Raw genomic sequence first — 22274 nt, 5'->3', positions numbered from 1 at the left:
GGCCGTCATGTCCCTCCCTCGCCTCGTACGAGCAACTCCCCCAGTTCCTGCAGCACTTCGTCCCCGCATCCCAGGTGGGCGTCCAGCTGCCGGCCCCACAGGAAGTGCCGGTGCACGGGGTGCTCCAGATCGGCTCCGGTGCCGCCGTGCAGATGCTGGCCCGTGTGCACGACCCGTCGCCCCGCCTCGGAGGCCCACCAGGCGGCCGTCAGGGCGTGCGTCACGTAGGGCAGCCCCTCGTCACGCCGCCAGGCCGCCTCGTACGCCGTCACCCGGATCGCCTCGGTGTCCAAGTACGCGTCGGCCGCCCTGAGTTGCACCGCTTGATTGGTGGCGAGCGGGCGCCCGAACTGCTCGCGCGTGTTGGTGTGCTCCACCGCGCGCGCCAGCGACCCCGCGCACACTCCGGCCTGCAGCCCGGCGAAGGCGGTCCGGGCGGTGGCGAGCACGTCCGTGTGGACGCCCTCGGCGTGCCTGTCCCGCTCCCGCACCGTCCCCGCGCCGAGCCCCTCACCCAGCCGCTCGCCCGGCGCGCCGTCGAGAGTGAGCCGTCCCGCCGACCAGGGCGCCGTCAGTTCGACCGGCTCGCACCGCGCCTCGACGGTCCGCACCAGCCACAGCCGGCGCCGGTCGTCGGCGACGAGCACATGGGTGGCGTCCCGCAACCACGGCACCACCGGGACGGTGCCGCTCAACCGCCCCGAATCCGTCGCGCGGACCGGGGACGGCGAGGAGACCGCGCCGCACACCACCACCGTCCCGTCCCCGATCCCGGGCAGCAGCCGCTCCCGCTGCTGCGGCGAACCGTGCGCCGCCACCGCCAGCAGTCCGTACACACAGCTCGCCGCGAACGGCACCTGGGCCGTGGTCCGCCCCTGCTCCTCCAGAAGGAGCACCAGACCGAGGAGCCCGGTCTCCGCCACGGCGCCCATCAGCCCGGCCGCGCACAGCGCCTTCCACAACTCGGCGTCGCTGCCGGTCCCGGCGGCGGACAGCCGCTCGTGCGTGGCGAGGTCCCCGAAGATCCGGGCGGCCAGGTCGCGAGCCGCCGCCTGCTCCTGCGTGGGCGTGAAGTCCATGTCAGCGCCCACCCCCCTCGGTGCCGCCCCCGGCCCGGAAGACCGGCAGGACCACCTCCTCGTCGTACCGCTCGAACTCCAGCCGCACCGGCATCCCGATCCGCACCTTGTCGTACGGCACTCCCGTCACGTTGCTCACGATCCGCACGCCCTCGGACAGCTCGATCAGACCGACCGCGTAGGGAGGATCGAAGGCCGGGAAGTGCGGGTGGTGCATGACGACGTACGAGTAGACGGTCCCCTCACCGCCCGCCGCGACGGTGTCCCACTCCAGGCAGCCGCAGGCGCCGCACCCCGGCAGCCAGGGAAGGCGCAGCGTCCCGCAGGCGGCGCACCGCTGGATCAGCAGCTCGTGCCGGCTCACGCCCTCCCAGAACCCGGCGTTGTCCCGGCCCACGACCGGCCGTGGTCGGGCGCTCCTCGGCCTGTCCCGCGCCGGGGCGTACTTGAGGATCCGGAAGCGGTGCGTGCCCACGAGCTCGCCGGCCGACCGCACCTCCATCCGGGTCGTGACGAAGTACCCCGCGCCGAGCCGGGTCGTCTTACGCTCGGAGACCGATTCGATGACGGTGTCGTAGGTGATCTCGTCCCCGGGCCGCAGCGGCCGCAGGTACTCCTGCTCGCAGTCGGTGGCGACCACCGAGGTGCACCCGGCGTCGTCGAGCAGTCCGAGCAGGTCGTCGAACGGTCCCGCGCGCCTCACCTGTCCGGAGAGGCCCCCCATCGTCCACGCCTGGAGCATCGTGGGCGGCGCGATGGCGTCGGGTCCCTCGTACGCCGGATTGGTGTCGTCCATCGCCTCGCACCAGTGCCGGATCATCGGCCGGTTGACCGGGTCCCTGCCGACGGCCGCGACGGTGGCCACCCGGCCCTCGTACTCCTTGAGCCACGCCGTCGGCCCGGCCGGTCCGCCGCTCACCGCCGCCCCCTCGTCATCCCCAGCCGCATGGTCGCCACGATCTCCCGCTGCACCTCGCTCACCCCGCCCCCGAACGTGTTGATCTGCGCCGCCCTGTTCATCCGCTCCAGCTCGCCGTCCCCGAACACCCCCGGTGAACCGGAACGCACGAGCGCGTCGGCACCCACGATGTGCTGACATATGCGATACGTCTCGACGGCCGATTCCGTTCCCGCGACCTTCACTCCGCCCGCGTCGCCGGGCGCCAGGCGGCCGGCCCCCACATCCGCCACCAGACGCCAGTTGAGCAGGCGCGATGCCGCGAGCCGCGCATGCGCCTCGGCCAGCCGCGAACGCACCCAGGGCTCGTCAACACGACGCCGCCCCGTCACTGGATCGGGTGTGCGCGCCGCTTCCAGCGCGGCCGCGTAGAAGTCCTCGGCCTGCATGCCGATGGCGGCGAGGGCGACGCGCTCGTGGTTGAGCTGGTTGGTGATCAGCTGCCAGCCGCGGTCCTCCTCGCCGACGAGACGGGAGGCGGGGACGCGGATGCCGTCGTAGTACGTGGCCGTGGTGGTCAGGCCGCCGACCGTCTCGATCGGAGTCCAGGAGAACCCGGGGTCGTCCGTGGGGACGAGGAGGATGGAGATGCCCCGGTGCCGGGGAGCGTCGGGGTCCGTGCGGCAGGCGAGCCAGATCCAGTCGGCGTGCTGGGCGTTGGAGGTGAAGATCTTCTGCCCGTGGACCAGGAAGTCCGTGCCGTCCCGCTGCGCCCGGGTGCGCAGCGCGGCCAGGTCCGTTCCGGCCGAGGGCTCCGAGTAGCCGATCGCGAAGACGAGGTCGCCACTCAGGATGCGCGGCAGGAAGTACTCCTTCTGCTCCTCGTTGCCGTACTTGATGAGCGTCGGACCGACCGTGTTCAGCGTGACCATCGACACCGGTGCGCCGGCCCGGTACGCCTCGTCGAAGAACACGAACTGCTCGTCGGCGCCGCGCCCTTGTCCCCCGTACGCGGCCGGCCAGCCGATGCCGAGCAGTCCGTCGGCACCGATGCGGCGCAGCAGCGCGCGCTGCCGGTCGGGCTCACGGGCGGGCGGGGGCCCGTCGGGCATCAGGTCCCGGAAGTACGCGCGCAGCTCGGCGCGCAGCCGTCGCTGGCGCTCGGTGGGGGCGAGGTGCACGGCGGCGGCCCTCCCGGACCTCGTACGGACAGGGGTTTCTGACTGTCCGTCAGATACGGTGGGCTGTCAAGGTCGGCGGAGGGGGCCGCGCACGCCCGCGGGAAACGTCCGCCATACGCGCGTCGTCCATGCGGGACGCCCGCGCGCGACGGGCCGGGAGGTGACGGGTGGCGACGGGCCGGGAGGTGACGGGACGCGCGCGGGAACGCGGAAACGTCTGCGCGACGGCACCGAAGCACCGTCGCGCAGACGCGTCACGACCCCAGGAAGCACGCCCCCGCGAGGGGAGGCCGGACCGATGAGCCCGACAGGGGCTCATCAGCCGGCGCTCACCAGAGCTTGGTGAAGTGGACGACGGTGGGCGACTGATTGATGGCTGTGAACGCGGAGCCGTTCACCTGCGCGGTATTGCTCTGGTTCGAGGCACCGGAGCCCACCGCCTGCTGCTGCGTGGTCGAGGAGTTTCCGCTGTTGTCGCGTCCGACCCCGCTGCCGCTGACGGTCGCCACACCCGCGTTCGATCCGTTGTCCGAGATCGCGCCGTTGTCCGCCGCCGCGACACCCGCGAACAGGGCGGCGGCGAGGGGCAGGGCCGAGACGGCGGCGAGAACGCGGGCGGTACGGATGCTTGCCATGTGAGTTCCTCCATGAACCGGATGTACGGACCGGCGGTGAGCCGGGCGGTACGGGGGATACGGCCTGCTCCGAGGTGGCCGGCCGACCGCCCCGTCGCCGTTCACGACGTCGCGAGTCCAGAGTTGCCCACCGAATCCCCGGCGAACCACCCCGGAAGCCGTGATTCCCCCTCAAGCGTGAGGACAAGTCGATAAACCCTCTTCGTGAGACCAAAGCCGCAGCTCAGCAGGGATCGGACGACTCGAAACCGGGCGCCGCAAGGGATGAAGCGTTTCGTCACATTTCCACCCCAGGCCACCCAGAGTCCCCGCTCCGCGGTTCCCGGTCGGCGCACTCTTCCCTTTTTCGAACACTCGTACGAACATGGAGTCATGGCCACCATCGACCGGCAGGCCACGACCGTGGCCCTGGCCCATGCCCTGTCCGCCGCCGAGCGCGGCCTCGCGGTGATCCCGCTGTCCCGTACGAAACTCCCGGCCCTGCGCTCACCCCACCGCGCCGACCCCGACCCGACGACCCCGCCCTGCCACGGCGAGTGCGGCCGCTTCGGGCACGGCGTGTACGACGCCTCCACCGACCCCCGACGCATCCGCGCGCTCTTCGCCGCCGCCCCCTGGTCCACCGGCTACGGCATCGCCTGCGGCCTCGACCCGCACCGCCTCATCGGCATCGACCTCGACACCAAGGCCGGTACGGACTCCTCGACCGCGCTGCGCGAACTGGCCCTGCGCCACCTGTTCACCATCCCCGACACCGTCGTCGTCGTGACCCCGAGCGGCGGCCGCCACCTCTGGCTGACCGGGCCACCGGACGTGGTCGTCCCCAACTCGGCGAGCCGGCTGGCTCCCGGCATCGACATCCGCGGCGCCGGCGGCTACCTGGTCGGCCCCGGCTCACGCACCGAACACGGTGTGTACGGCACGGCTCCGGGCACCGCCCACCTCGCGCCCGCGCCCTGCCCGGGTGAACTTCTGCGCCTGCTCACGCCCCCACCCCGTACGCGCCACCGCACGCCTCCCACAACCGGCCATCAGGGCGAGGGGCTGATCCAGTTCGTCCTCGCCGCCCACGCGGGCCAGCGCAACACCCGCCTGTTCTGGGCCGCTTGCCGCGCCTACGAGAACGGCATCGGTCCCGACCTGGCCCCCGCCCTCGTGGAGGCCGCCGTCCGCACCGGCCTCACCGCACACGAGGCCCGCTCGACGATCGCGTCGGCGTCCCGCATGTCGTTCCGGCAACCCGGGCTCCCCCGGAACTGAGGCGCGCTCCAGGGGTCACGCTTCCCCGGGGTGCTGCCCTTTCGGCGAACGTCACGTCTAGGACTCGGCGCATTCGCCCGCGGTGTCCTCGGCCTCCCAGCGAAGCAGGTCGCCCGGCTGGCACTTGAGCACCTCGCAGAGCGCGGCGAGCGTCGCGAAACGCACCGCCTTGGCGCGGCCGTTCTTGAGTACCGCCAGGTTGGCGGGCGTGATCCCCACGCGTTCCGCGAGTTCGCCCACGGACATCTTCCGCCTGGCCAGCATCACGTCGATGTCGACGGCGATCGCCATCAGATCACCTCGTCCAACTCGGCCTGCATCTGCGCCGCTTCGACGTCGCGGGCGACAGCCTGGGCGAGCAGCATCCGCAGCACGAGCACGATGAGCGCGACTCCCAGGATGGCCACGGCAATCCCGCCCATGATGAGGGTGACGCCCGGATCGTCCCGCTGGCCGGGCGCGTTCAGGGCCGTGACCGCCAACCACACGAGAGCAGCCGCGACGATCGCGCCGATGATGACGTCCACGTACCGGAAGGCGGCGGGAGAGAACACGGTTCCGCGTCGCACCATCGTTACCAGTCGCCATACACAGACCAGGGCGACCTGGGCCGCCCCGATGCCCAGGATCGTGATCACGCGCAGCGGGGTCAGCGGGAGCGACCCGTCCTCCGGGTCACTCCCGCTGACAAGCGCCCACACCATCAATGCCTGCACGAACACGGTGCCGGTGAGCACCACTGCGAGCACGGCGCGCAGCGCGCGCACTGCCAGCTTTCCCATGTCCTGTCCTTCCATCGAGCTACGATGGAAATCTATCGAATATCGATAGGCAAGGCAAGGGTCGGACGAAGGGCGGGCGGCGGTTTCGCACCATGCCGGGATGCCGCCGCCCCCTCCCGTGGCATGGCACGATGCGCCGGAGATCAGAACACCTCTCGACGTCGTCGACCGCAGGCCGACGAGCGCCGGAGGCAAGTCGTCCCACCTGGGCATATACCATCCCCGGCCATGAAGCGTTCGATGATCGCGCTGGTCAGCGCAGGAGCAATCACCCTCGCGTCGGGCGGCTATGCCGTCGGGGCGATGCGACACGACGGCGCGTCCGAGCGGTCGGCGACGTGCGAGCAGGCCGACCAGGACTTCGAGAAGCGGGCTGACCAGTTCCGGAAGCACAGGCAACGGGAGTCCCGTGATGCCGAGTACTCCGACTCCGTTGCGGCAAGTTGGGCGATGGAGTCGACCAAGGTGAAGATCCTCAGCCTGATCGTGGTGCAGAATCCGACCTGTTTCGGCGCCGGGACGCGGGCGACAGCGGCGTACCTTCAACAACACCGAACCGAAGGCGAGCAGGACGCTGCCGTGTGCGAACTTGCCTCCGTCCCCTCCGAGTACTGCACGATCGCGGCCGGCTGAAGGCAACGTGCCCCTACCGTGCTCGTTCCGTGCCCGTTCCGTCGGGAAACAGCGGGGAGTCACGGGCGCCGGCGGACGCCTGGCACGAGAACGGACCCTGACCGATGTACCTGGTCAGGGTCCGTTTCCGCTGGCGGTGGGTGTGGGATTTGAACCCACGGTGACATCGCTGCCACGACGGTTTTCAAGACCGTTCCCTTAGGCCGCTCGGGCAACCCACCTCTACGCCGCCCACCAGGGGCGGAGCGGGTACAGCGTACCGGCTCCGAGCGTTTCACAGCGGCCGTGGTCCACACCGGGTCCACCGGCTCTGTTCCACGCCCCATGCCTACTGCGCCGATCATCAGTGCCCGCCCCGCGGCCCCAGGCCAACGCGGGCGAGCCCAGGGCTGTGGCGGTCTCGTCGGCATGGATCAGCAAGCCTGCCTGCGGCCACCGAGGCGTCACCCCACCTGCTGAGAAGGGGTGCCGTCTCCGTCTTTCACGCAGGTGCTGCGGTTCCGATGCCGCTCGAAACCGGCGAACTGGGAACCTGCACATCCGCCCCTCCATCCTCCTGGCCAACGGGCTGGTGGTGCAGAAGCTCGCGTGGGACATCGCCGACGGCACAACGGATGAACTCCGCAAGCTGGCGACCAGCGACAGCGGCGAGACGGACGCCGGGAAGACCGCCGAGCGCTGGATCAAGGGCTTCGGTGCCGGCGCCCGTGGCGGAGTGACAGGCGATTTCTATGACGGCGGCTCAGAACGCCAAGTCGTGGTCCTGTACTTCCATGACACCCGCCAGGTCAAGGAGTTCACCGTTCGGCTCGATGGCGACGCGGGCAAGGAGGACTGGCGGGTTCTGATGAAGTCGACCGATTTCAAGGACGCCACCCACGCTCCCAGCTGGGCGCCCAAGGAGCCGGGAGGATCCGGCTCCAGGACGAAGAACACCTGATCACACGAGCACCCGAAGCCCCCGCCCCCGGAACGAGCCGCAGGGCGGGGGCTCGTCGTCTCCCACGTCACAGCGCGCTGCGCCCCCTGGCCCACGGCAGCGCCGATCCTCCGACCGGGTGCTGACCTGTTGTTTGTCTCGCAATGGTGGTCCACGCCTGCTCCACGCGCACTGATCCACAACGCGACAAGGCCGGATCAAGGTGATAGGGGGCCCACGCAGAAGGGGTGCCCCTCAGTGAGGGGCACCCCTTCTGACCAGCACGTCCATGACCCGCGGAGTGAGCGAGACCCGGACTCACGGGGACGCTTTGACGTCCTCACGGTTTTCAGGACCGTTCCCTCAGGCCGCTCGGGCAACCCACCCCGCGCCGCCCACGTCTACCGGTGGCGCGGGGACAAGACCGACCGGTCAGCTGTCGCCGTCGCGCTGGCCCAGGGTGACGTCGGTCGTGCGGACCTTGCCGTCGCGCGTGTACGTGAGCTTGACGGTGTCGCCGGGCTGGTGGGTCCAGATCTCGCCGATGAGGGTCGGACCGCTGTCGATCACCTGGTCGTCGAGCTTGGTGATGACGTCGCCGGGCTTGAGACCGGCCTTGGCGGCGGGGCCGCCGGAGGTCACCGCCGCGGAGCCGCTCGCGCCCTGCTCGGTGATCTTCGCGCCGCTGGTGCCCTCCTCCAGGGAGACGGACGCACCGATCACCGGGTAGACCGGCTTGCCGGTCTTGATGAGCTGCTGGGCGACGTTCTTCGCCTGGTTGATCGGGATCGCGAAGCCGAGACCGATGGAACCGGACTGGCTGCTGCCGCCCAGACCGCCGCCGCTCGTCGACTGGATCGCGGAGTTGATGCCGATGACGGAGCCCTGGGCGTCCAGGAGCGGGCCACCGGAGTTGCCCGGGTTGATCGAGGCGTCCGTCTGCAGGGCGCTCATGTAGGAGGCCTTGCTGCTGGAGCTGCCGTCGCTGGAGGCCACCGGGCGGTTCTTGGCGCTGATGATGCCCGTGGTCACCGTGTTGGACAGGCCGAAGGGGGCGCCGATCGCGATCGTCGAGTCGCCGACGGCCACCTTGTCGGAGTTGCCGAGGGCGAGCGGCTGGAGGTCGGACGGCGCGTTCTTGAGCTTGATGACCGCGACGTCGTAACCCTGGGCGTGGCCGACCACCTCGGCGTCGTACTTCTTGCCGTCGGGGAAGGTCGCGGTGAGCTTGCCGCCGTCGACCGCGTCCGCCACGACGTGGTTGTTGGTGAGGATGTGGCCCTGCTTGTCGAAGACGAAGCCCGTGCCGGTGCCGCCCTCGCCGTTGGTGCTCTCGGCCTCGATGGTGACGGTGCTCGGCAGCGCCTTGGCCGCCACGCCCGCGACCGTGCCCGAGGCGCGCTTGACGTCGCCGCTGTTGCTCGGGGCGGAGACCGTCGTCGAGCCGCCGGAGCCGTCGTTGCCCTTGGCCAGCGAGTAGCCGATACCGCCGCCGACTCCGCCCGCGACGAGCGCGGCCACCAGGATGGCGGCGACCAGGCCGCCCCGCCCGTTCTTCGGCTTCGGCGCGGGCTGCCCGTAGGTGGAACCCCACCCGCCGGCACCGGCGCCGCCACCGTCCGCGTACGCGGGGGTGGCGGGCGGCGGGGGCGGCCAGCCCGCCTCGGCCGCGGGGACGGCCCCTGGGGTCCCGGAACCGTAGCCCGGCGCACCGGGAGTCCCCGCGCCGTGCCCGTACGGGTCGGGCGTCCCGGCGCTCATCGACGCGTACGCCGGTGTCTGCCCCGGCGCGCCGGGGGCGCCCGGAGGCACCGACGGGATCTGAGCGGTCGGCGCGCCCCCTTCGGGCGCAGCGTTCTGCGCGGAAGCAGCGGGAGTTTCCACCGGCACGGGAGGTGCGGACGGGGCCGGGGGTACTGCGGTGCCCTCGTTCTCGGTGCTCACAGCTCTTCTCCTCGATCCACGGCTGTTGTTCTCGGTCGCACTCGGTCACGCTCGCTCATGCTTGTCGACGCGTCCGGCGCGATGCAGCTGTGCTGGTGTGCATGTGCTTTTTGTACGCCGTCAGCTTTTCCCACAGGACGTCAGAGCACCATAAGCGGTGGCTGTGGGTCCAGGTCTATTCTTTACATAGGTCTTTTCTGGCGCAATGGGTTCATTTGTGGCGTATCCGACCCGGCGGACACCCCGCAGCGGTGGCACCATGACGCGGTGACCCACGCACGACAGCACCCGATCCAGGTCGTCGCCCATCGCGGGGCCTCCGAAGAGGCCCCCGAGCACACCCTGGCCGCTTACAAGAAGGCGATCGAGGACGGTGCCGACGCCCTCGAGTGCGATGTACGGCTGACGGCGGACGGACACCTCGTCTGCGTCCACGACCGTCGCGTCAACCGTACGTCCAACGGCCGCGGGGCGGTCTCCGCCCTGGAGCTCGCCGATCTGGCCGCGCTGGACTTCGGCGTCTGGAGGAACCGCGACGAGTCCCCCGACTGGGAGTACGGCCCCGGGGACCCGCAGGACACGTCCGTCCTCACCCTGGAGCGACTGCTCGAACTCGTCGCGGACGCGGGCCGCCGGGTGGAGCTGGCCATCGAGACCAAGCACCCCACCCGCTGGGCCGGGCAGGTCGAGGACCGGCTGCTGCTGCTCCTGAAGCGTTTCGGGCTGGACTCCCCGGAGAGCGCCACGACCTCGCCCGTCCGTGTCATGAGCTTCTCCGCCCGCTCCCTGCACCGCGTCCGGTCCTCGTCCCCGACCATGCCGACGGTCTATCTGCTGCAGTTCATCTCACCCCGGCTGCGCGACGGACGGCTGCCCGCGGGTGTCCGGATCGCGGGCCCTTCGATGCGGATCGTACGCAGCCACCCCGGCTACATCGAACGGCTGAAACGAGCCGGGCACCAGGTGCACGTCTGGACGGTGAACGAGCCCGAGGACGTCGACCTCTGCGTTGAACTGGGCATTGACGCCATCATCACCAACCGCCCGCGCGCGGTCCTGCGCCAGCTCGGCCGCTGACCTCGCGCGCGCCACTCCGGAAGTCACTGATCGAACCCCCGAAACCGCCGTCGAAATCCAGCCATTCGGTGACAGGGAGTGCACCGGCGCGTTCGTTCCGTATTCGATCGTTACGAGTGCGTCAGCAGACGTGGATTGGCCGGTTTCCGGTCCAGTCCGGTGGGGCATCCACACCGTGGCGTGGGGCAAAGGAGGTCTCGGGGGTGGCGTTGGTGGTGGCACGGGAAGTGCCCACGTCGTCGAGCATGGCCGTTCCCCATGGCCCTGCGGGCGTAGGGAAGGCAAGACGTCGGATGCGGGATCAGCTGCGCACGGGCGGAATGGCGGAATCGGTCGTCGACGACGCCGTACTGATCCTTTCCGAACTGCTGAGCAACGCGTGCCGGCACGGCAGGCCACTCGGCGACGCCTTGTCGGGCGACGGCGACGTGCGGGCCGCGTGGCGCGTCGACGCCTCCGGAAGGCTCACCGTCGAGGTGACGGACGGCGGCGGTCCCACCCGCCCGGTACCGGCCACCCCCTCGGTCACGGCACACGGCGGCCGCGGGCTGAACATCATCACGGCGCTGGCGAAGGACTGGGGCGTCCGCGACGACACCCGCGGGGAGGTCACGGTGTGGGTCGTCGTCCAGGAGGACGTCACCGACACGACCACCGGGCACCGGCGCGACGACTTCGCTACGCGCGTCGCGTCACCGGCCGTGTCCGCGATACCCGAGCTGGACTTCGCGGACGCCTTCGACGACCTCGACTGAAAACCCCCGTTCCTCCGGAAGGACCCGGTGCGGTGGTCGGCGTTGTCCACAGGGTCCCTTCGGCCGTCGCACGAGCGGCTAGGCTCGCGCCCGTACGAGTCGAGCCGTGATCGGGAGACACCCACGATGGCCAAGAAGCGACCCCAGACGAAGGCCCAGCGGCCTCAGCTGCAAGACGGGGAAATCCCGGTTGTCGGCGCTCGCGAGCCCTGCCCCTGCGGCAGCGGCCGCCGCTACAAGGCCTGCCACGGCCGGGCGGCCGCGCACGCGGTGACCGAACTGGTGCAGCGCCCCTTCGAGGGCCTGCCCAGCGAGGGCGACTGGGTCGCGCTGCGCGAGCTGGTGCCCGCCGCGACCGTCGAGCTGAAGCTCAAGGAGAGCCTCCCCGAGGACGTCCCCTCGGTGACGCTCGCCACCGTTCTGCCGATGGCCTGGCCCGCGCTGCGCCGCGACGACGGCTCGGTCCTGCTCGGCCTGCAGAACGACACGGCGTCCGGCGACATCAGCCGCGACCTCGCCGACACCCTGCGGCGCGCCCTCACGGCGGAGCCCGGCACGCCGGTCCCGGGCCGCCGCGCCCCGGCCGACGGCCCGCGTCTGCAGGAACTGCTCGACCCCGAAGGTGCCTTCGAGCCAGTTGTGCACACGGGCTTCGAGTTCTGGGTCCCGGACGCGGAGAACTCGACGCCGGATGTGGCCGCCTCCCTGGAGCGGGCCAACGCCGCCGCCATCCCCACCGTGAGGCTCTCCGGCGTCGACGCCGCGTACTGGTGCGAGACCCCCGACAAGAACCACCTGCGCTGGGTCATGCCGCACCCCGAGGAACAGCTTCTGGACGCGCTCGCGCGGCTGCACGCGGCCGGCCGGTCGAGTCTCGGCGAGGGCACCCGGCTGGTCGGCTCCTTCCGCGCGCACGGACTCACGGTGCCGGTCTGGGACCTGCCGAGCGGTGTCACGGCCGACGACGTCGAGAAGCCGGCGGCCGAATTCGCCGAACGCCTGGCGACCGCCCTGGCCTCGGACGCACCGCTCACCCCGGACGAACGCCGGGCACGCGGCGGACTCACCAACCGACAGGTCACGCTGAGCTGATCCCCGGTCGCGGCACTGACCGACCGGTCAGCCGGGCCAGGCCCTTGAGGGACAGGTGACCCCTGTCACAACTCCCGGTTGTGACAGCGGAATCCGTGTCCGAATAGCCGAGATCGAATTTGCGAACCGCCGATCTCTTGTTACCGTTCGAGTAGCCCGGTTGCTGGTGCATCCCCCGTCGCCAGCAACCGGGTCTTTTTCATGCCCGGAACCTCGTACGACGTTCAACGCCCTTGCCACAGAGGCAAGTTGCTACGAACCCGTACTGCTGCCCGAGCGCAGCAGCAGCGGCCCGTCACCGGCGCCCTTCGCGAACTCCGCGACCGCCGTGTAGGCCCCCGCCCCGCCCGCCGTGCGCTCCCTGGGCGTCTCGCACGCTCCCGGATCGTCCTCCGCGTCCACCACGCACCTCATCTGCACGGTGCGGCCGGCGGGCCCCATGAGGCTCAGTACGGAGCTCAGCTCGTCGCCGGTCGCGTTGCGGTAGTACGTGCGCGCCCAGGTGTCCGCCCCCCGGGTCAGGACACAGGTCTGCGCCTCGATGCCGTCCGGCGAGGAGAGTTCGGGGCCGCACCGGGCGGCGGTCGCCAGGCCCAGGCCCAGCCCCGGCAGCCGAGGCGCGGACGCGGGGCGGCCCCCGGAGCCGGGCGCACGCCCCTTCTCGTCGACGCGCCCGGAGGTACGGACGACCGCGGGACCCTCGTCCCCGACGGGCCCCGCGGACGCCACGGTCAGCGGCAGAGCGACGATGAACGCCACGGCAGCGGTCAACGCCCCCAGCCGAACGCTTCGGGGGCCCGGCCCGCCGCGCAGCGGCAAGGAGTCTCTGTGTCGGCCAAGATGACGCTGCATACCGCGGAAGATAACGAGCCGGGGTGGGCGCGCGGCTCGCCGCGCGCCGGAGCGCCCTACAACTCGGGCGCGCTCACACCCGTACGAGTGAGCGCCTCCACCACGGCGTCCACCACGGCCTCCACCCCGGGCACCCAGGGCGCCGCCGAGCCGGGCAGCGGGGCCCGCTCCCAGCGGATCCCTCCCTGGGCGGTCTCGGACGGGGGCAGCGCGATGTAACCGCCCTCGCCGTGGAAGCGCAGGGAACCCGGTACGAAGTCCTTGGCGTAGAGCAGCTCGCCGAGCTGCTCCATGGAGTACGGCGCGACGAGGATCGCCCACCGCGTGGGGGCCGCGACGACCGGGCCGAGGCGCATGCCCTGGCGGTCGAGCGCGTCGAGCGCGCGAGCCGCCGCGGGGGCGGGCAGGCTCACCGCGCAGGGCGCCCTGCCTCCGGTGGCCAGCACGATGGGTGCCGACGGCCGGTTGGTCCACCACCAGCGCACCATGCGCTCGTCGGCGGTGGCCGCGAGGAGGCCGGGGTCGAAGGGGTGGGCACCGGGCACCGTGCACTCCGGGTCCGGACAGCCGCAGCGGGCACGCCCCTGCGGGTCCGGTGCCACACCCGGGAGTACGGGCCAGTGCCAATCGGCCGCGAAGGTCAGGGCCGCGCTGAGCATCTCAGGCCTCCCGTTGTTCCGCCTGGACAGGAGCCTGCGTCGCCTTCCGAGGATCTCGCGCATGAGCGCTCGTTCCTTTCCGTTGCACGCCTGGCAACACCGTGGATCACATCACGTCATGTGTCGATCACTTCACTGTGCGTACCTGCTGGCGCATCACACCCTCGCGCACGGCAAGGGGAACCCATCTGGGCCGAGCATTGGCTGCGTCCGCGTCCGTACTGCGTCTGTCTGAAGCACGGGCATGGCGTGGGGTGGCGGCGCCTGGCGTTTTGCTGTCCCGCGTATTGCTTGCCGCCTCCGCCACGGGAGGATGGGGCACGGTCATCGGTAGTTAAGACGCCCGGGTCCGATTCCAGGTTCCGAGCGGATACCAACCGCCCCTGGCCTTCACCGAGTACGTACCCACCACGACCGCTGTGACGCTCCGTCGAACGAGGCCAGTCGACCTCAATAACGTGTTACCCGAGTCAGTTTTAAGCCAACTTTGCTTTCCCGCAAGGGTTACCGAGGGTCTCATGGACACCAGGAATCCCAGCAGGACAATGCTGGACATCCCCTCACGAGTGCGTGTACATGTGGAGACTCTGCCAGCGGCGCAGAACGACATGGGGGTTTGCGATGCTATTGAGCAATACGCACAGGTCGGAAAGCCGGACGCCATGAACGCCCCTCACCTTCCGAAAGTGGCCGGAATCGATTCAACGGTTCCCGCTCCCGCACACACTGTCGCGCCTACATCCTCCGCCCCGGGCGCCACTTCGGCCACTCCGGCCGCCCCGGCCACCGGCCCCGGGCTCGTCCTCCAGGACCGTCTCGCCGGCTGGGTCTCCGATCTCACGACGCTCCACGAACTCACCGAGCGCCTGGCGCGCACCGCGGCGCTCAGCGAGGCACTGCAGGAACTGCTGCGCGCCGGAGCCTCCCTCGTGGGCGCGCGGCGTGGTCTCGTCGTCCTGGAGCCCGGCGACGGACTCGGCCCGGACACCACCGTCGGCCTCGGTCTGGGGCGCGCCGATCTCGGCCACATCGAGACCATTCCCCGCAGCTCCATGTCGTACGGGCGGATCCTGGACGGCCTGCCCGGCGGCGATGCCGAGATCGCGCAGCCCGATCTGCTCTCCGAGGACGGCCTCGACCCCCGCCACCGCGAGGTGGCCGCCCGGCTCGGCTACGCCGCGAGCTACACGGTGCCGCTGTCCACCAGGACGACGGGCCGGCTGGGCGCCGCCGTATGGCTCTACGACGAGCCCGCCGAACCGGGGGAGCGCCGGCGCCACCTCGTCGGCCTCTACGCCCGGTACGCGAGCGAGCACCTGGCCCGGCTGGTGGAACTGGAGCGCACCCGCGCGTGCGTGGCGACCGTCTCCGAGGAGCTGCTTCCCCCACGGCTTCCCCGGGTCCCCGGCATCCAGCTGGCCGCCCGTCATCGCACGGGTCCGCGCGGCGGCGGCGACTGGTACGACGCGCTGCCCCTGCCCGACGCCGCGCTCGGCCTCTCGGTCGGGTCCGTCACCGGGTCCGGACCCAGCGCGATCGCCGCGATGGGCCGGCTGCGGGCGTCCCTGCGGGCGTACGCCGTGATGGAGGGCGAGGACCCGGTCGCCGTCCTGTCCGACCTCGAACTGCTGCTGCGGCTGACCGAGCCCGCCCGCTCCGCGACCGCCCTCTTCGCCTACTGCGAGCCCGCGCTGCGCAGGATCACCCTCGCCGGAGCCGGTCACAGCCCGCCGCTGCTCATCGGCGCGCGGCGCACGGAGTTCGTGGAGACCTCACTCTCCGCACCACTGGGGATGCTCGCCTGCTGGGAGGCGCCGAGTGTCGAACTGACCGCCGAGCCCGGTGAGACCGTGCTGCTCTACACCGACGGCCTGCTGCACCGCACCGGCGACCCCATGGACCGTGCCTTCGCCCGGCTGCACGCGGCGGCGGCGAGCGTGCCGAGGTCGCTGCGCGAGGACCCCGGCGCCATCGCCGACCATGTCCTGCGGACCGTGCTCCCGGACGAGTGCGGGTCCGGGGCCGCCGGCGCCGGGGTGCCTGTCGGCCCGAAGAGACCCGGGCCGGGAGGCGGCAGCGACGAGGACGTGGTGCTGCTGGCGGCCCGCTTCGAGTGACCGTGGCGCGGGACCACGGTGTGTGACCGCTGCGCGGACCGCGGTGTGCGGGCGCGCGGCGCCTCGTCCCGCACACGCGGTGAGTTCCCCGGCACACGCGGTGAGCTCGCGGCGTAAAGCCGTTCCGGCCCCGGGCCCGCTCCCGTACGACCGTACGATGGAACCGGTCCAGAGTCGTATCAAGGAGGCAGACCGTGTCGGAGGCGCTCAACCCGGAGACCCCGGAAGCCGTGCTCGACGATGCCGCTGACGAAGCGGTCGAAGAAGAGCCGATCAAGCAGCGCAAGAACAGCCTGTACCCGGGCGTGTCCGATGAACTCGCCGAGAGCATGAAGTCCGGCTGGGCCGACACCGAGCTGCGCGGCCTGGAGCCGATCGCGCAGGCCGAGTACACCGCGGCCCGCCGTGCCGCACTCTCCGCGCGTTTCCCGGGCGACCGGCTGGTGGTCCCCGCGGGCAACCTGAAGACCCGGTCGAACGACACGGAGTACCCCTTCCGAGCCTCGGTCGAGTACGCGTACCTGACCGGCAACCTGACCGAGGACGGCGTCCTGGTCATGGAGCCGGCGTCGGAGGGCCACAAGTCGACGATCTACCTGCTGCCGCGCTCCGACCGGGAGAACGGCGAGTTCTGGCTGTCCGGCCAGGGCGAACTGTGGGTCGGCCGCCGCCACTCCCTCACCGAGGCCGAGCAGTTGTACGGCATCCCGGCGTCGGACGTCCGCGAACTGACCGCGGCGCTGAAGGAGGCCACCGGTCCCGTCCGCGTCGTGCGCGGCTACGACGCCGGCGTCGAGACGGCCCTGACCGACAAGGTCACCGCCGAGCGCGACGAGGAGCTGCGGGTCTTCCTCTCCGAGGCGCGGCTGGTCAAGGACGAGTTCGAGGCCGGCGAGCTGCAGAAGGCCGTCGACTCGACGGTCCGCGGCTTCGAGGACGTCGTGAGGATCCTGGACAAGGCCGAGGCGACCAGCGAGCGCTACATCGAGGGCACCTTCTTCCTGCGCGCCCGCGTCGAGGGCAACGACATCGGCTACGGCTCCATCTGCGCCGCCGGTCCGCACGCCTGCACGCTGCACTGGGTGCGCAACGACGGACCGGTCCGCTCCGGCGACCTGCTCCTGCTGGACGCGGGCGTCGAGACGCACACCCTCTACACCGCCGACGTCACGCGCACGCTGCCGGTCGACGGCACGTACACCGAGATCCAGAAGAAGATCTACGACGCCGTGTACGAGGCCCAGGAGGCCGGTATCGCGGCCGTGCAGCCCGGCGCCAAGTACCGCGACTTCCACGACGCGGCGCAGCGTGTGCTGGCCGAGAAGATCGTCGAGTGGGGTCTGGTCGAGGGCCCGGTCGAGCGGGTCCTGGAACTCGGTCTGCAGCGTCGCTGGACCCTGCACGGCACCGGCCACATGCTCGGCATGGACGTCCACGACTGCGCGGCCGCGCGGACCGAGACGTACGTGGAGGGCACGCTGGAGCCGGGCATGTGCCTGACCGTCGAACCGGGTCTGTACTTCCAGGCCGACGATCTGACCGTCCCCGAGGAGTACCGCGGCATCGGCGTCCGCATCGAGGACGACATCCTGGTCACGCGGGACGGCAACCGGAACCTGTCGGACGGACTGCCGCGGCGCTCCGACGAGGTCGAGGCGTGGATGGCCGCGCTGAAGGGCTGATCCGGAACAGGACGGCCGGGTACCCCCACGGGTGCCCGGCCGTTTCCGGTTCGCGGGGGTGACCGGGTCCCACCCGGCCTGACGGCGTACTTCCGCGGTCGGCGGCCGCGCGGCCTGCGCGCTCGCTTCGGGCGCGGTACTCAGGAGGAGGGGCCGGTTCCATGGACGACTTCTGGTCCGGTGTCGGTGTGGATCTGCATCTGGAGCCGGACGTGGCGGCGGGCCGGCGGGCGGGGCTCGAACGCGCGCTGCGCGACGCGGTGCGCGAGGGACGGCTCGCGCCGGGTACCCGGCTGCCCGCGACCCGGCGGCTGGCGGCCGGGCTGGGCATCTCACGCGGCACCGCGAAGGGCGCGTACGACCAACTGGTCGCCGAGGGGTATCTGACGGCGCGGCAGGGATCGGGCACCGAGGTGGCGCTGTTGCCGGCCACCTCTCCTGAGGCTTCCGAGGGAGCGGCACGCGCGCGTGCCCCTCGTCTCGATCTGCGGCCGGGCAGCCCGGACGTCGGCTCGTTCCCGGCCGCCGCCTGGCTGCGGGCGCTGCGCCGCGCGATCGCGACGGCGCCCTCCTCCGCGTACGGCTACGGGGATCCGCGCGGCCGGATCGAACTGCGCACGGCACTGTCCGGCTATCTGGGGAGGGCCCGGGGGGTGATCGCGCCGCCCGAGCGGATCGTGATCACTTCGGGGTACGTGCAGGGGCTCGCGCTCCTCACCCGCGTGCTGGGCGGCGCAGTGGTCGCGATGGAGGACCCGGGGCTGCCCTTCCACCGGGACGTGGTGCGGCGGGGCGGCGGAACGGTGATTCCGTTGCCGGTCGACGAACGGGGTGCCCGCGCCGAGGAGTTGGCGGCGACCGGGGCCGGTGCGGCCGTCGTCACGCCCGCGCACCAGTACCCGACCGGGGTCACCCTGCATCCGGGACGCCGCCGGGCTCTCACCGACTGGGCCCGCGCACACGGCGCGCTGATCGTCGAGGACGACTACGACGGGGAGTTCCGCTACGACCGGCAGCCCGTGGGCGCCCTCCAGGGGATGGCACCGGGCCAGGTCGCGTATCTCGGCACGGCCTCCAAGACGCTCGGACCGGCGCTGCGGCTCGGCTGGATGGTCCTGCCGCCGCACCTGGTCGACGTGGTGACGGACGCGAAGCTGCACAGTGACCATCACACCGAGGTCATCGGCCAGTTGGCGCTGGCCGAGATGATCAGCGGTCACGCGTACGACCGCCATGTGCGCGCCTGTCGCCTCCGCTACCGGCGGCGCAGGGACCAGCTCCTGGACCGGCTCGGCGCATCCCGGAGCGTGCGCGGAATCGCGGCCGGACTGCACGCGCTGGTGGAGGTCGCCGACGAGGCGGAGGCGGTGGCACGGGCGCAGGCGCTGGGGCTCGCGGTGGGGCGGCTCGGGGACCACTGGCACACGCCCGGGGCGGGTCGGCCGCAAGGGCTGGTCGTGGGGTACGGGACGCCACGGGAGCGGGCGTACCCGGAAGCGCTGGAGGTGTTGGGGCGGGTGCTGGAGGGGACTTGAGCGGCGGGCGGGGCTGTCCGGGAGAAGGTGGCGGGCTCCGCCCCGGAGAAGGCGCGGCGCTCTCCCGGGAAGACGCGGTTGTGTCTCTCGGCGCACCCGGCTTCGCCGCACAGAGGTCAACCCCCTTCCCGCGCGGGCCGCGAGGGTGAGCGATTGGGTCATGAATCGGCGCGGCGATTGGGCCTGCCCAGGGGTCCACCCTGCTTCTAGGGTCGCTGTCATGACGAACCCCCTCGTCCCGCCCGCGGGCCCCCGGCGCGTCCTCGCCCTGGCGCAGTTGGCCAACTCCGTCGGCGACGGCGCCTATTACGTGACCTCGGCGCTCTACTTCACGCACGTCGTCGGCCTCGCCCCCGCGCGCGTGGGGCTCGGGCTGACCCTGGCATGGGCGGTCGGCTCCCTGGTGGGAGTGCCGCTGGGACGCCTCGCGGACCGGCGCGGGCCGCGCGGCACGGCGGTGCTGCTGGCGCTCGCGACCGGGCTCGCGGTGGCCTCCTTCCTCGTCGTACGCGGTTTCGTTCCCTTCGTCGCGGCGGCCTGCGCGTACGCCGCCGCGCAGTCGGGGCTGGCGGCGGCGCGGCAGGCGCTGCTCGCCGGCCTGGTCCCCGCCGGGGAGCGGACCGGGCTGCTCGCGCACCTCCAGTCGACGCTCAACGCCGGTCTGGCCGTGGGCGCGGGCCTCGGCGGACTCGCCCTGCACGCCGGGACACGGGCCGCGTATCTCGGGGTGTTCGCGCTGGACGCGGCGAGCTTCCTGCTCTGTGCGGCACTGCTGCTGCGGCTGCCCTCCCCGCCGGCGGCCGGTGTGACGCGACGGCACGGGACCGGGGTCCTGCGCGACCGCCCCTACGTCCTCGTCACCCTGCTGAACACCGTGCTGCTGCTGCGGATGCCGCTGCTCAGTCTGGGCGTCCCGTTGTGGATCACGGAGCGGACCTCGGCGCCCGCCTGGCTGGTCTCCGCGCTGTTCGTCCTCAACACCGTCGTGGTGATGGTCTTCCAGGTGCGGACGGCCCGCGGTGTCACCGGCCTCGCCTCGGCCACGCGCGCGATCCGCCGCTCGGGGCTCGTCATGCTCGCGTCCTGCGCGGTGTTCGCCCTGTCGTCCGGCGCCCCGCCGTGGATCGCGGCCGGGATCCTCGTGGCGGGCGCGGTGCTCCAGGTCGTCGCCGAGATGCAGCAGTCGGCGGGCTCCTGGCAACTGGGGCTCGACCTCGCCCCGGCCGACCGCGTGGGCGAGTACCAGGGATTCTTCGGCACCGGCGTCACGGTGGCCCGCACCATGGGTCCGCTGGTCCTGACGGCCCTGCTGGTCGGCTGGGGAACGCCGGGATGGCTGCTGCTCGGGGTCCTGATGCTGGGCGCGTCGTACGGGACCGGGCCGGCGGCGCGGTGGGCCGCCACGCGCACGGCGGACGGGGACACGGGACGCGGCCGTGCGCGGGGCAGGGATTCCGGGACAGCCGTCGTCGCGGAGAACCGCCCGGTCACACAGCCATCAAAGGCGCGTCTTCCCGCCACTTGAGGACCTTGTCGAAGCTGACCACCGCGCCGCCCCGCCCCGGCTCGTTGTCGAACCTGACGTGGTCGGCGAGCTCCTGGATCAGGCACAGCCCCCGGCCGTGCTCGGCGTCGGCGCGGGCCGGGCGGAGCGGGGGGCGGGCGCGTCCGGAGGGGAATCCCGGGCCGGAGTCGGCGACTTCGATGCGGCACTTCTCGCCGTCGAGGTAGGCGGTGACCCGGTAGGCCTCGGTGGCCGCGCCGTGCGCGGTGTCGCCGCCGTGCTCGACGGCGTTGGCGCAGGCCTCCGTGAGCGCGACGGAGAGGTCGTACGAGATGTCGGGGTCGACGCCCGCCGTCTCCATCGTGCCGAGCAGCAGCCGTCGGGCGAGCGGAACGCTCGCAGCCTCGCGCCGCAGATGGAGTGACCACCAGATGCTCATGCTCCAGCCTCCAGGCCGCGACTCGACATACCGTTACGTATTACCGCGAGTACCCGTGTGCAATCGCCCGGATGACGTGATGCCGCCCATACGGCGGATGCGTGCGCGTCAGGGAGGGTGTATGTGGGGACAGTTTCACCCATATGGTCCGATTCGCATCGGTACCTCGCGTGACGTCACCTTGCGGACCTGCCGTGGGGTGCGGGGTCGGCCAGTGCGATGATGGGCCGGCCATGACTGCCCCCCACTCACGCAGGGCGCGCTCCGGACAAGAGCTCCGGATTCTGCGGGCCGCGGTGTTCGCCGCGGTCTGCGTCGTGCTGGCCGCGGCCGGTCATGGAATCGCCTCCTGCACGACCGTCCCGCTGTGGACCCTGGGCGCGGGCTTCCTCGCCGTCTTCGCCGTCGCCGCCCCCCTGGCGGGACGCGAGCGGGCGCTGCCGGGCATCGCGGCGGTACTCGCCGTGGGGCAGACCGCGCTGCACACGCTCTTCGGACTCGGCGTGTCCGGTTCCATGGCAACGGGCTCCGGCTCCATGCCGATGACCGACGCGTCACTCGTCCAGCGCGCCGCCCGCATCGTGTGCGGCACGACCGCGGCGGCGATCAGCCCCGCCCAGGCCCAGAGGATCCTGGCCGACGCGCGGCTCGACACGGACCTGACGCGGTCCATGCCCATGTCGTCGATGCCGTCGATGCCGTCGATGTCCGCGCATCACCCCGCGGACGCCATGTCGTCCACCGCGGGCTCCTCCATGGGGTTGCTGCCCTCACTGCCGATGCTGCTCGGCCACCTCCTCGCGGCCGTCGCCGCCGGATGGGTCCTGCGCCACGGCGACATGGCGCTGCTGCGGCTCATGCGGCTGTCCGCGCACGGGGTCGCGGAAGGCGCGCTCGTACGGTCGTTGCGCGCCGCGCTCGCGCTCGTACGCGCCCTGCGGGCAGGACTCCCGGGGACTTCGGGCGCGGCACCGCGCACTCCGCGCACAGCGCCGCGCGCCGCGCGCAAGCCGCGCACCATCACTCTTCAGCACTCCGTCGTCCGGCGCGGACCGCCACGCTCCACCGCTCTCGTCCTCGCTGCCTGACACGACGCACCGCTTCACGATCACGAAGGGGCCGCGGGGGGGGGGGGGGGGGGGGGGCGGGCGCCGCCCCCCCCCGCGCCGCCCCCCCCCGCGGGGGGGGAGCGCACCCCCCCCCAACCACAGTAGACATGGGGTGTTGAGTG

Annotated in this window: 21 protein-coding genes and 2 tRNA genes; 11 read left to right on the top strand and 12 right to left on the bottom strand. The window is 71.8% G+C overall.

Going from position 1 to position 22274, the window contains the following annotated elements; all coding sequences use genetic code 11:
• Window positions 1–5: 5 nt before the first annotated feature.
• The 4 genes from ABZV34_RS11130 to ABZV34_RS11115 form a co-directional block, all read right to left on the bottom strand.
• Complete coding sequence (locus tag ABZV34_RS11130) at window positions 6–1079, bottom strand: acyl-CoA dehydrogenase family protein (RefSeq protein ID WP_356273510.1); 1074 nt, start codon at window positions 1077–1079, stop codon at window positions 6–8.
• A gap of 1 nt (window position 1080) precedes the next feature.
• Window positions 1081–1998 (bottom strand): OB-fold domain-containing protein, encoded by a 918-nt coding sequence (locus tag ABZV34_RS11125; protein ID WP_356273508.1) that lies wholly within the window; start codon window positions 1996–1998, stop codon window positions 1081–1083.
• Window positions 1995–3158, bottom strand: coding sequence for an acyl-CoA dehydrogenase family protein (locus ABZV34_RS11120; RefSeq protein WP_356273506.1), 1164 nt, complete (start codon window positions 3156–3158; stop codon window positions 1995–1997). The genes ABZV34_RS11125 and ABZV34_RS11120 overlap by 4 nt, the downstream gene beginning before the upstream one ends.
• Window positions 3159–3487: 329 nt before the next feature.
• Window positions 3488–3793, bottom strand: a complete 306-nt coding sequence (locus tag ABZV34_RS11115) for a hypothetical protein (protein WP_356273504.1) — start codon at window positions 3791–3793, stop codon at window positions 3488–3490.
• 372 nt (window positions 3794–4165) lie between these two features.
• Here ABZV34_RS11115 and ABZV34_RS11110 point away from each other — a divergent pair, with 372 nt between their 5' ends.
• Window positions 4166–5053 (top strand): bifunctional DNA primase/polymerase, encoded by an 888-nt coding sequence (locus tag ABZV34_RS11110; RefSeq protein WP_356273502.1) that lies wholly within the window; start codon window positions 4166–4168, stop codon window positions 5051–5053.
• A gap of 57 nt (window positions 5054–5110) precedes the next feature.
• Here the strand turns inward: ABZV34_RS11110 and ABZV34_RS11105 are convergent, their stop codons facing one another.
• Together ABZV34_RS11105 and ABZV34_RS11100 are read right to left on the bottom strand one after the other, a co-directional pair.
• Entirely contained in the window at window positions 5111–5344 is a 234-nt protein-coding gene (locus tag ABZV34_RS11105; RefSeq protein WP_356273500.1) for a helix-turn-helix transcriptional regulator, read from the bottom strand.
• A complete protein-coding gene (locus tag ABZV34_RS11100; RefSeq protein ID WP_356273685.1) occupies window positions 5344–5835 on the bottom strand; it encodes a DUF2975 domain-containing protein in 492 nt (163 codons plus the stop codon). The genes ABZV34_RS11105 and ABZV34_RS11100 overlap by 1 nt, the downstream gene beginning before the upstream one ends.
• A gap of 240 nt (window positions 5836–6075) precedes the next feature.
• On the opposite strand from ABZV34_RS11100, the gene ABZV34_RS11095 reads away from it, so the two are divergent.
• The gene (locus tag ABZV34_RS11095; protein ID WP_356273498.1) at window positions 6076–6468 is read left to right on the top strand and encodes a hypothetical protein; all 393 of its coding nucleotides are present in this window, start codon (window positions 6076–6078) and stop codon (window positions 6466–6468) included.
• Window positions 6469–6599: 131 nt separating this feature from the next.
• Here ABZV34_RS11095 and ABZV34_RS11090 read toward each other — a convergent pair.
• A tRNA-Ser gene (locus tag ABZV34_RS11090) sits at window positions 6600–6689 on the bottom strand.
• Window positions 6690–7042: 353 nt separating this feature from the next.
• Here ABZV34_RS11090 and ABZV34_RS11085 point away from each other — a divergent pair.
• Window positions 7043–7408, top strand: a complete 366-nt coding sequence (locus tag ABZV34_RS11085) for a hypothetical protein (protein ID WP_356273497.1) — start codon at window positions 7043–7045, stop codon at window positions 7406–7408.
• 276 nt (window positions 7409–7684) lie between these two features.
• Here ABZV34_RS11085 and ABZV34_RS11080 read toward each other — a convergent pair.
• A tRNA-Ser gene (locus ABZV34_RS11080) sits at window positions 7685–7775 on the bottom strand.
• Between the two features lie 44 nt (window positions 7776–7819).
• Window positions 7820–9331: a trypsin-like peptidase domain-containing protein gene (locus ABZV34_RS11075; RefSeq protein WP_356273495.1), complete on the bottom strand. Its 1512-nt coding sequence runs from the start codon at window positions 9329–9331 to the stop codon at window positions 7820–7822.
• Between the two features lie 267 nt (window positions 9332–9598).
• Here ABZV34_RS11075 and ABZV34_RS11070 point away from each other — a divergent pair, with 267 nt between their 5' ends.
• The 3 genes from ABZV34_RS11070 to ABZV34_RS11060 all read left to right on the top strand — a co-directional run bounded on the left by ABZV34_RS11070 (window position 9599) and on the right by ABZV34_RS11060 (window position 12255).
• The gene (locus tag ABZV34_RS11070) at window positions 9599–10408 is read left to right on the top strand and encodes a glycerophosphodiester phosphodiesterase (RefSeq protein ID WP_356273493.1); all 810 of its coding nucleotides are present in this window, start codon (window positions 9599–9601) and stop codon (window positions 10406–10408) included.
• Window positions 10409–10524: 116 nt separating this feature from the next.
• Window positions 10525–11163, top strand: a complete 639-nt coding sequence (locus ABZV34_RS11065; protein ID WP_356273491.1) for an ATP-binding protein — start codon at window positions 10525–10527, stop codon at window positions 11161–11163.
• Window positions 11164–11289: 126 nt separating this feature from the next.
• Window positions 11290–12255, top strand: a complete 966-nt coding sequence (locus tag ABZV34_RS11060; RefSeq protein WP_356273489.1) for a DUF5926 family protein — start codon at window positions 11290–11292, stop codon at window positions 12253–12255.
• A 252-nt stretch (window positions 12256–12507) separates the two neighbouring features.
• On the opposite strand, the gene ABZV34_RS11055 is transcribed toward ABZV34_RS11060, so the two are convergent.
• Together ABZV34_RS11055 and ABZV34_RS11050 are read right to left on the bottom strand one after the other, a co-directional pair.
• Window positions 12508–13107 (bottom strand): hypothetical protein, encoded by a 600-nt coding sequence (locus ABZV34_RS11055; protein WP_356273487.1) that lies wholly within the window; start codon window positions 13105–13107, stop codon window positions 12508–12510.
• A gap of 56 nt (window positions 13108–13163) precedes the next feature.
• Window positions 13164–13829: a bifunctional DNA primase/polymerase gene (locus tag ABZV34_RS11050; protein ID WP_356273485.1), complete on the bottom strand. Its 666-nt coding sequence runs from the start codon at window positions 13827–13829 to the stop codon at window positions 13164–13166.
• A gap of 482 nt (window positions 13830–14311) precedes the next feature.
• Here ABZV34_RS11050 and ABZV34_RS11045 point away from each other — a divergent pair, with 482 nt between their 5' ends.
• The 4 genes from ABZV34_RS11045 (at window position 14312) to ABZV34_RS11030 (ending at window position 20625) form a co-directional block, all read left to right on the top strand.
• Window positions 14312–15883, top strand: a complete 1572-nt coding sequence (locus ABZV34_RS11045; RefSeq protein WP_356273683.1) for a PP2C family protein-serine/threonine phosphatase — start codon at window positions 14312–14314, stop codon at window positions 15881–15883.
• Between the two features lie 230 nt (window positions 15884–16113).
• Window positions 16114–17565, top strand: a complete 1452-nt coding sequence (locus tag ABZV34_RS11040; RefSeq protein WP_356273681.1) for an aminopeptidase P family protein — start codon at window positions 16114–16116, stop codon at window positions 17563–17565.
• 161 nt (window positions 17566–17726) lie between these two features.
• Window positions 17727–19100, top strand: a complete 1374-nt coding sequence (locus ABZV34_RS11035) for a PLP-dependent aminotransferase family protein (RefSeq protein WP_356273483.1) — start codon at window positions 17727–17729, stop codon at window positions 19098–19100.
• A 220-nt stretch (window positions 19101–19320) separates the two neighbouring features.
• Entirely contained in the window at window positions 19321–20625 is a 1305-nt protein-coding gene (locus ABZV34_RS11030; RefSeq protein WP_356273481.1) for an MFS transporter, read from the top strand.
• On the opposite strand, the gene ABZV34_RS11025 is transcribed toward ABZV34_RS11030, so the two are convergent.
• Complete coding sequence (locus tag ABZV34_RS11025; RefSeq protein ID WP_356273479.1) at window positions 20588–21043, bottom strand: ATP-binding protein; 456 nt, start codon at window positions 21041–21043, stop codon at window positions 20588–20590. The genes ABZV34_RS11030 and ABZV34_RS11025 overlap by 38 nt on opposite strands.
• Before the next feature lie 233 nt (window positions 21044–21276).
• On the opposite strand from ABZV34_RS11025, the gene ABZV34_RS11020 reads away from it, so the two are divergent.
• Window positions 21277–22131 carry a hypothetical protein gene (locus ABZV34_RS11020; protein ID WP_356273477.1) on the top strand — a complete coding sequence of 285 codons (855 nt, stop codon included), beginning with the start codon at window positions 21277–21279 and terminating at the stop codon, window positions 22129–22131.
• The last annotated feature ends 143 nt before the right edge of the window (window positions 22132–22274 follow it).

Source organism: Streptomyces sp. NPDC005195 (assembly GCF_040608315.1).
Classification (GTDB): Bacteria; Actinomycetota; Actinomycetes; order Streptomycetales; family Streptomycetaceae; genus Streptomyces; species Streptomyces kaempferi.
The sequence above is the reverse complement of the archived record's forward strand: the minus strand, read 5'-3'. Positions and strand labels throughout refer to the sequence as shown.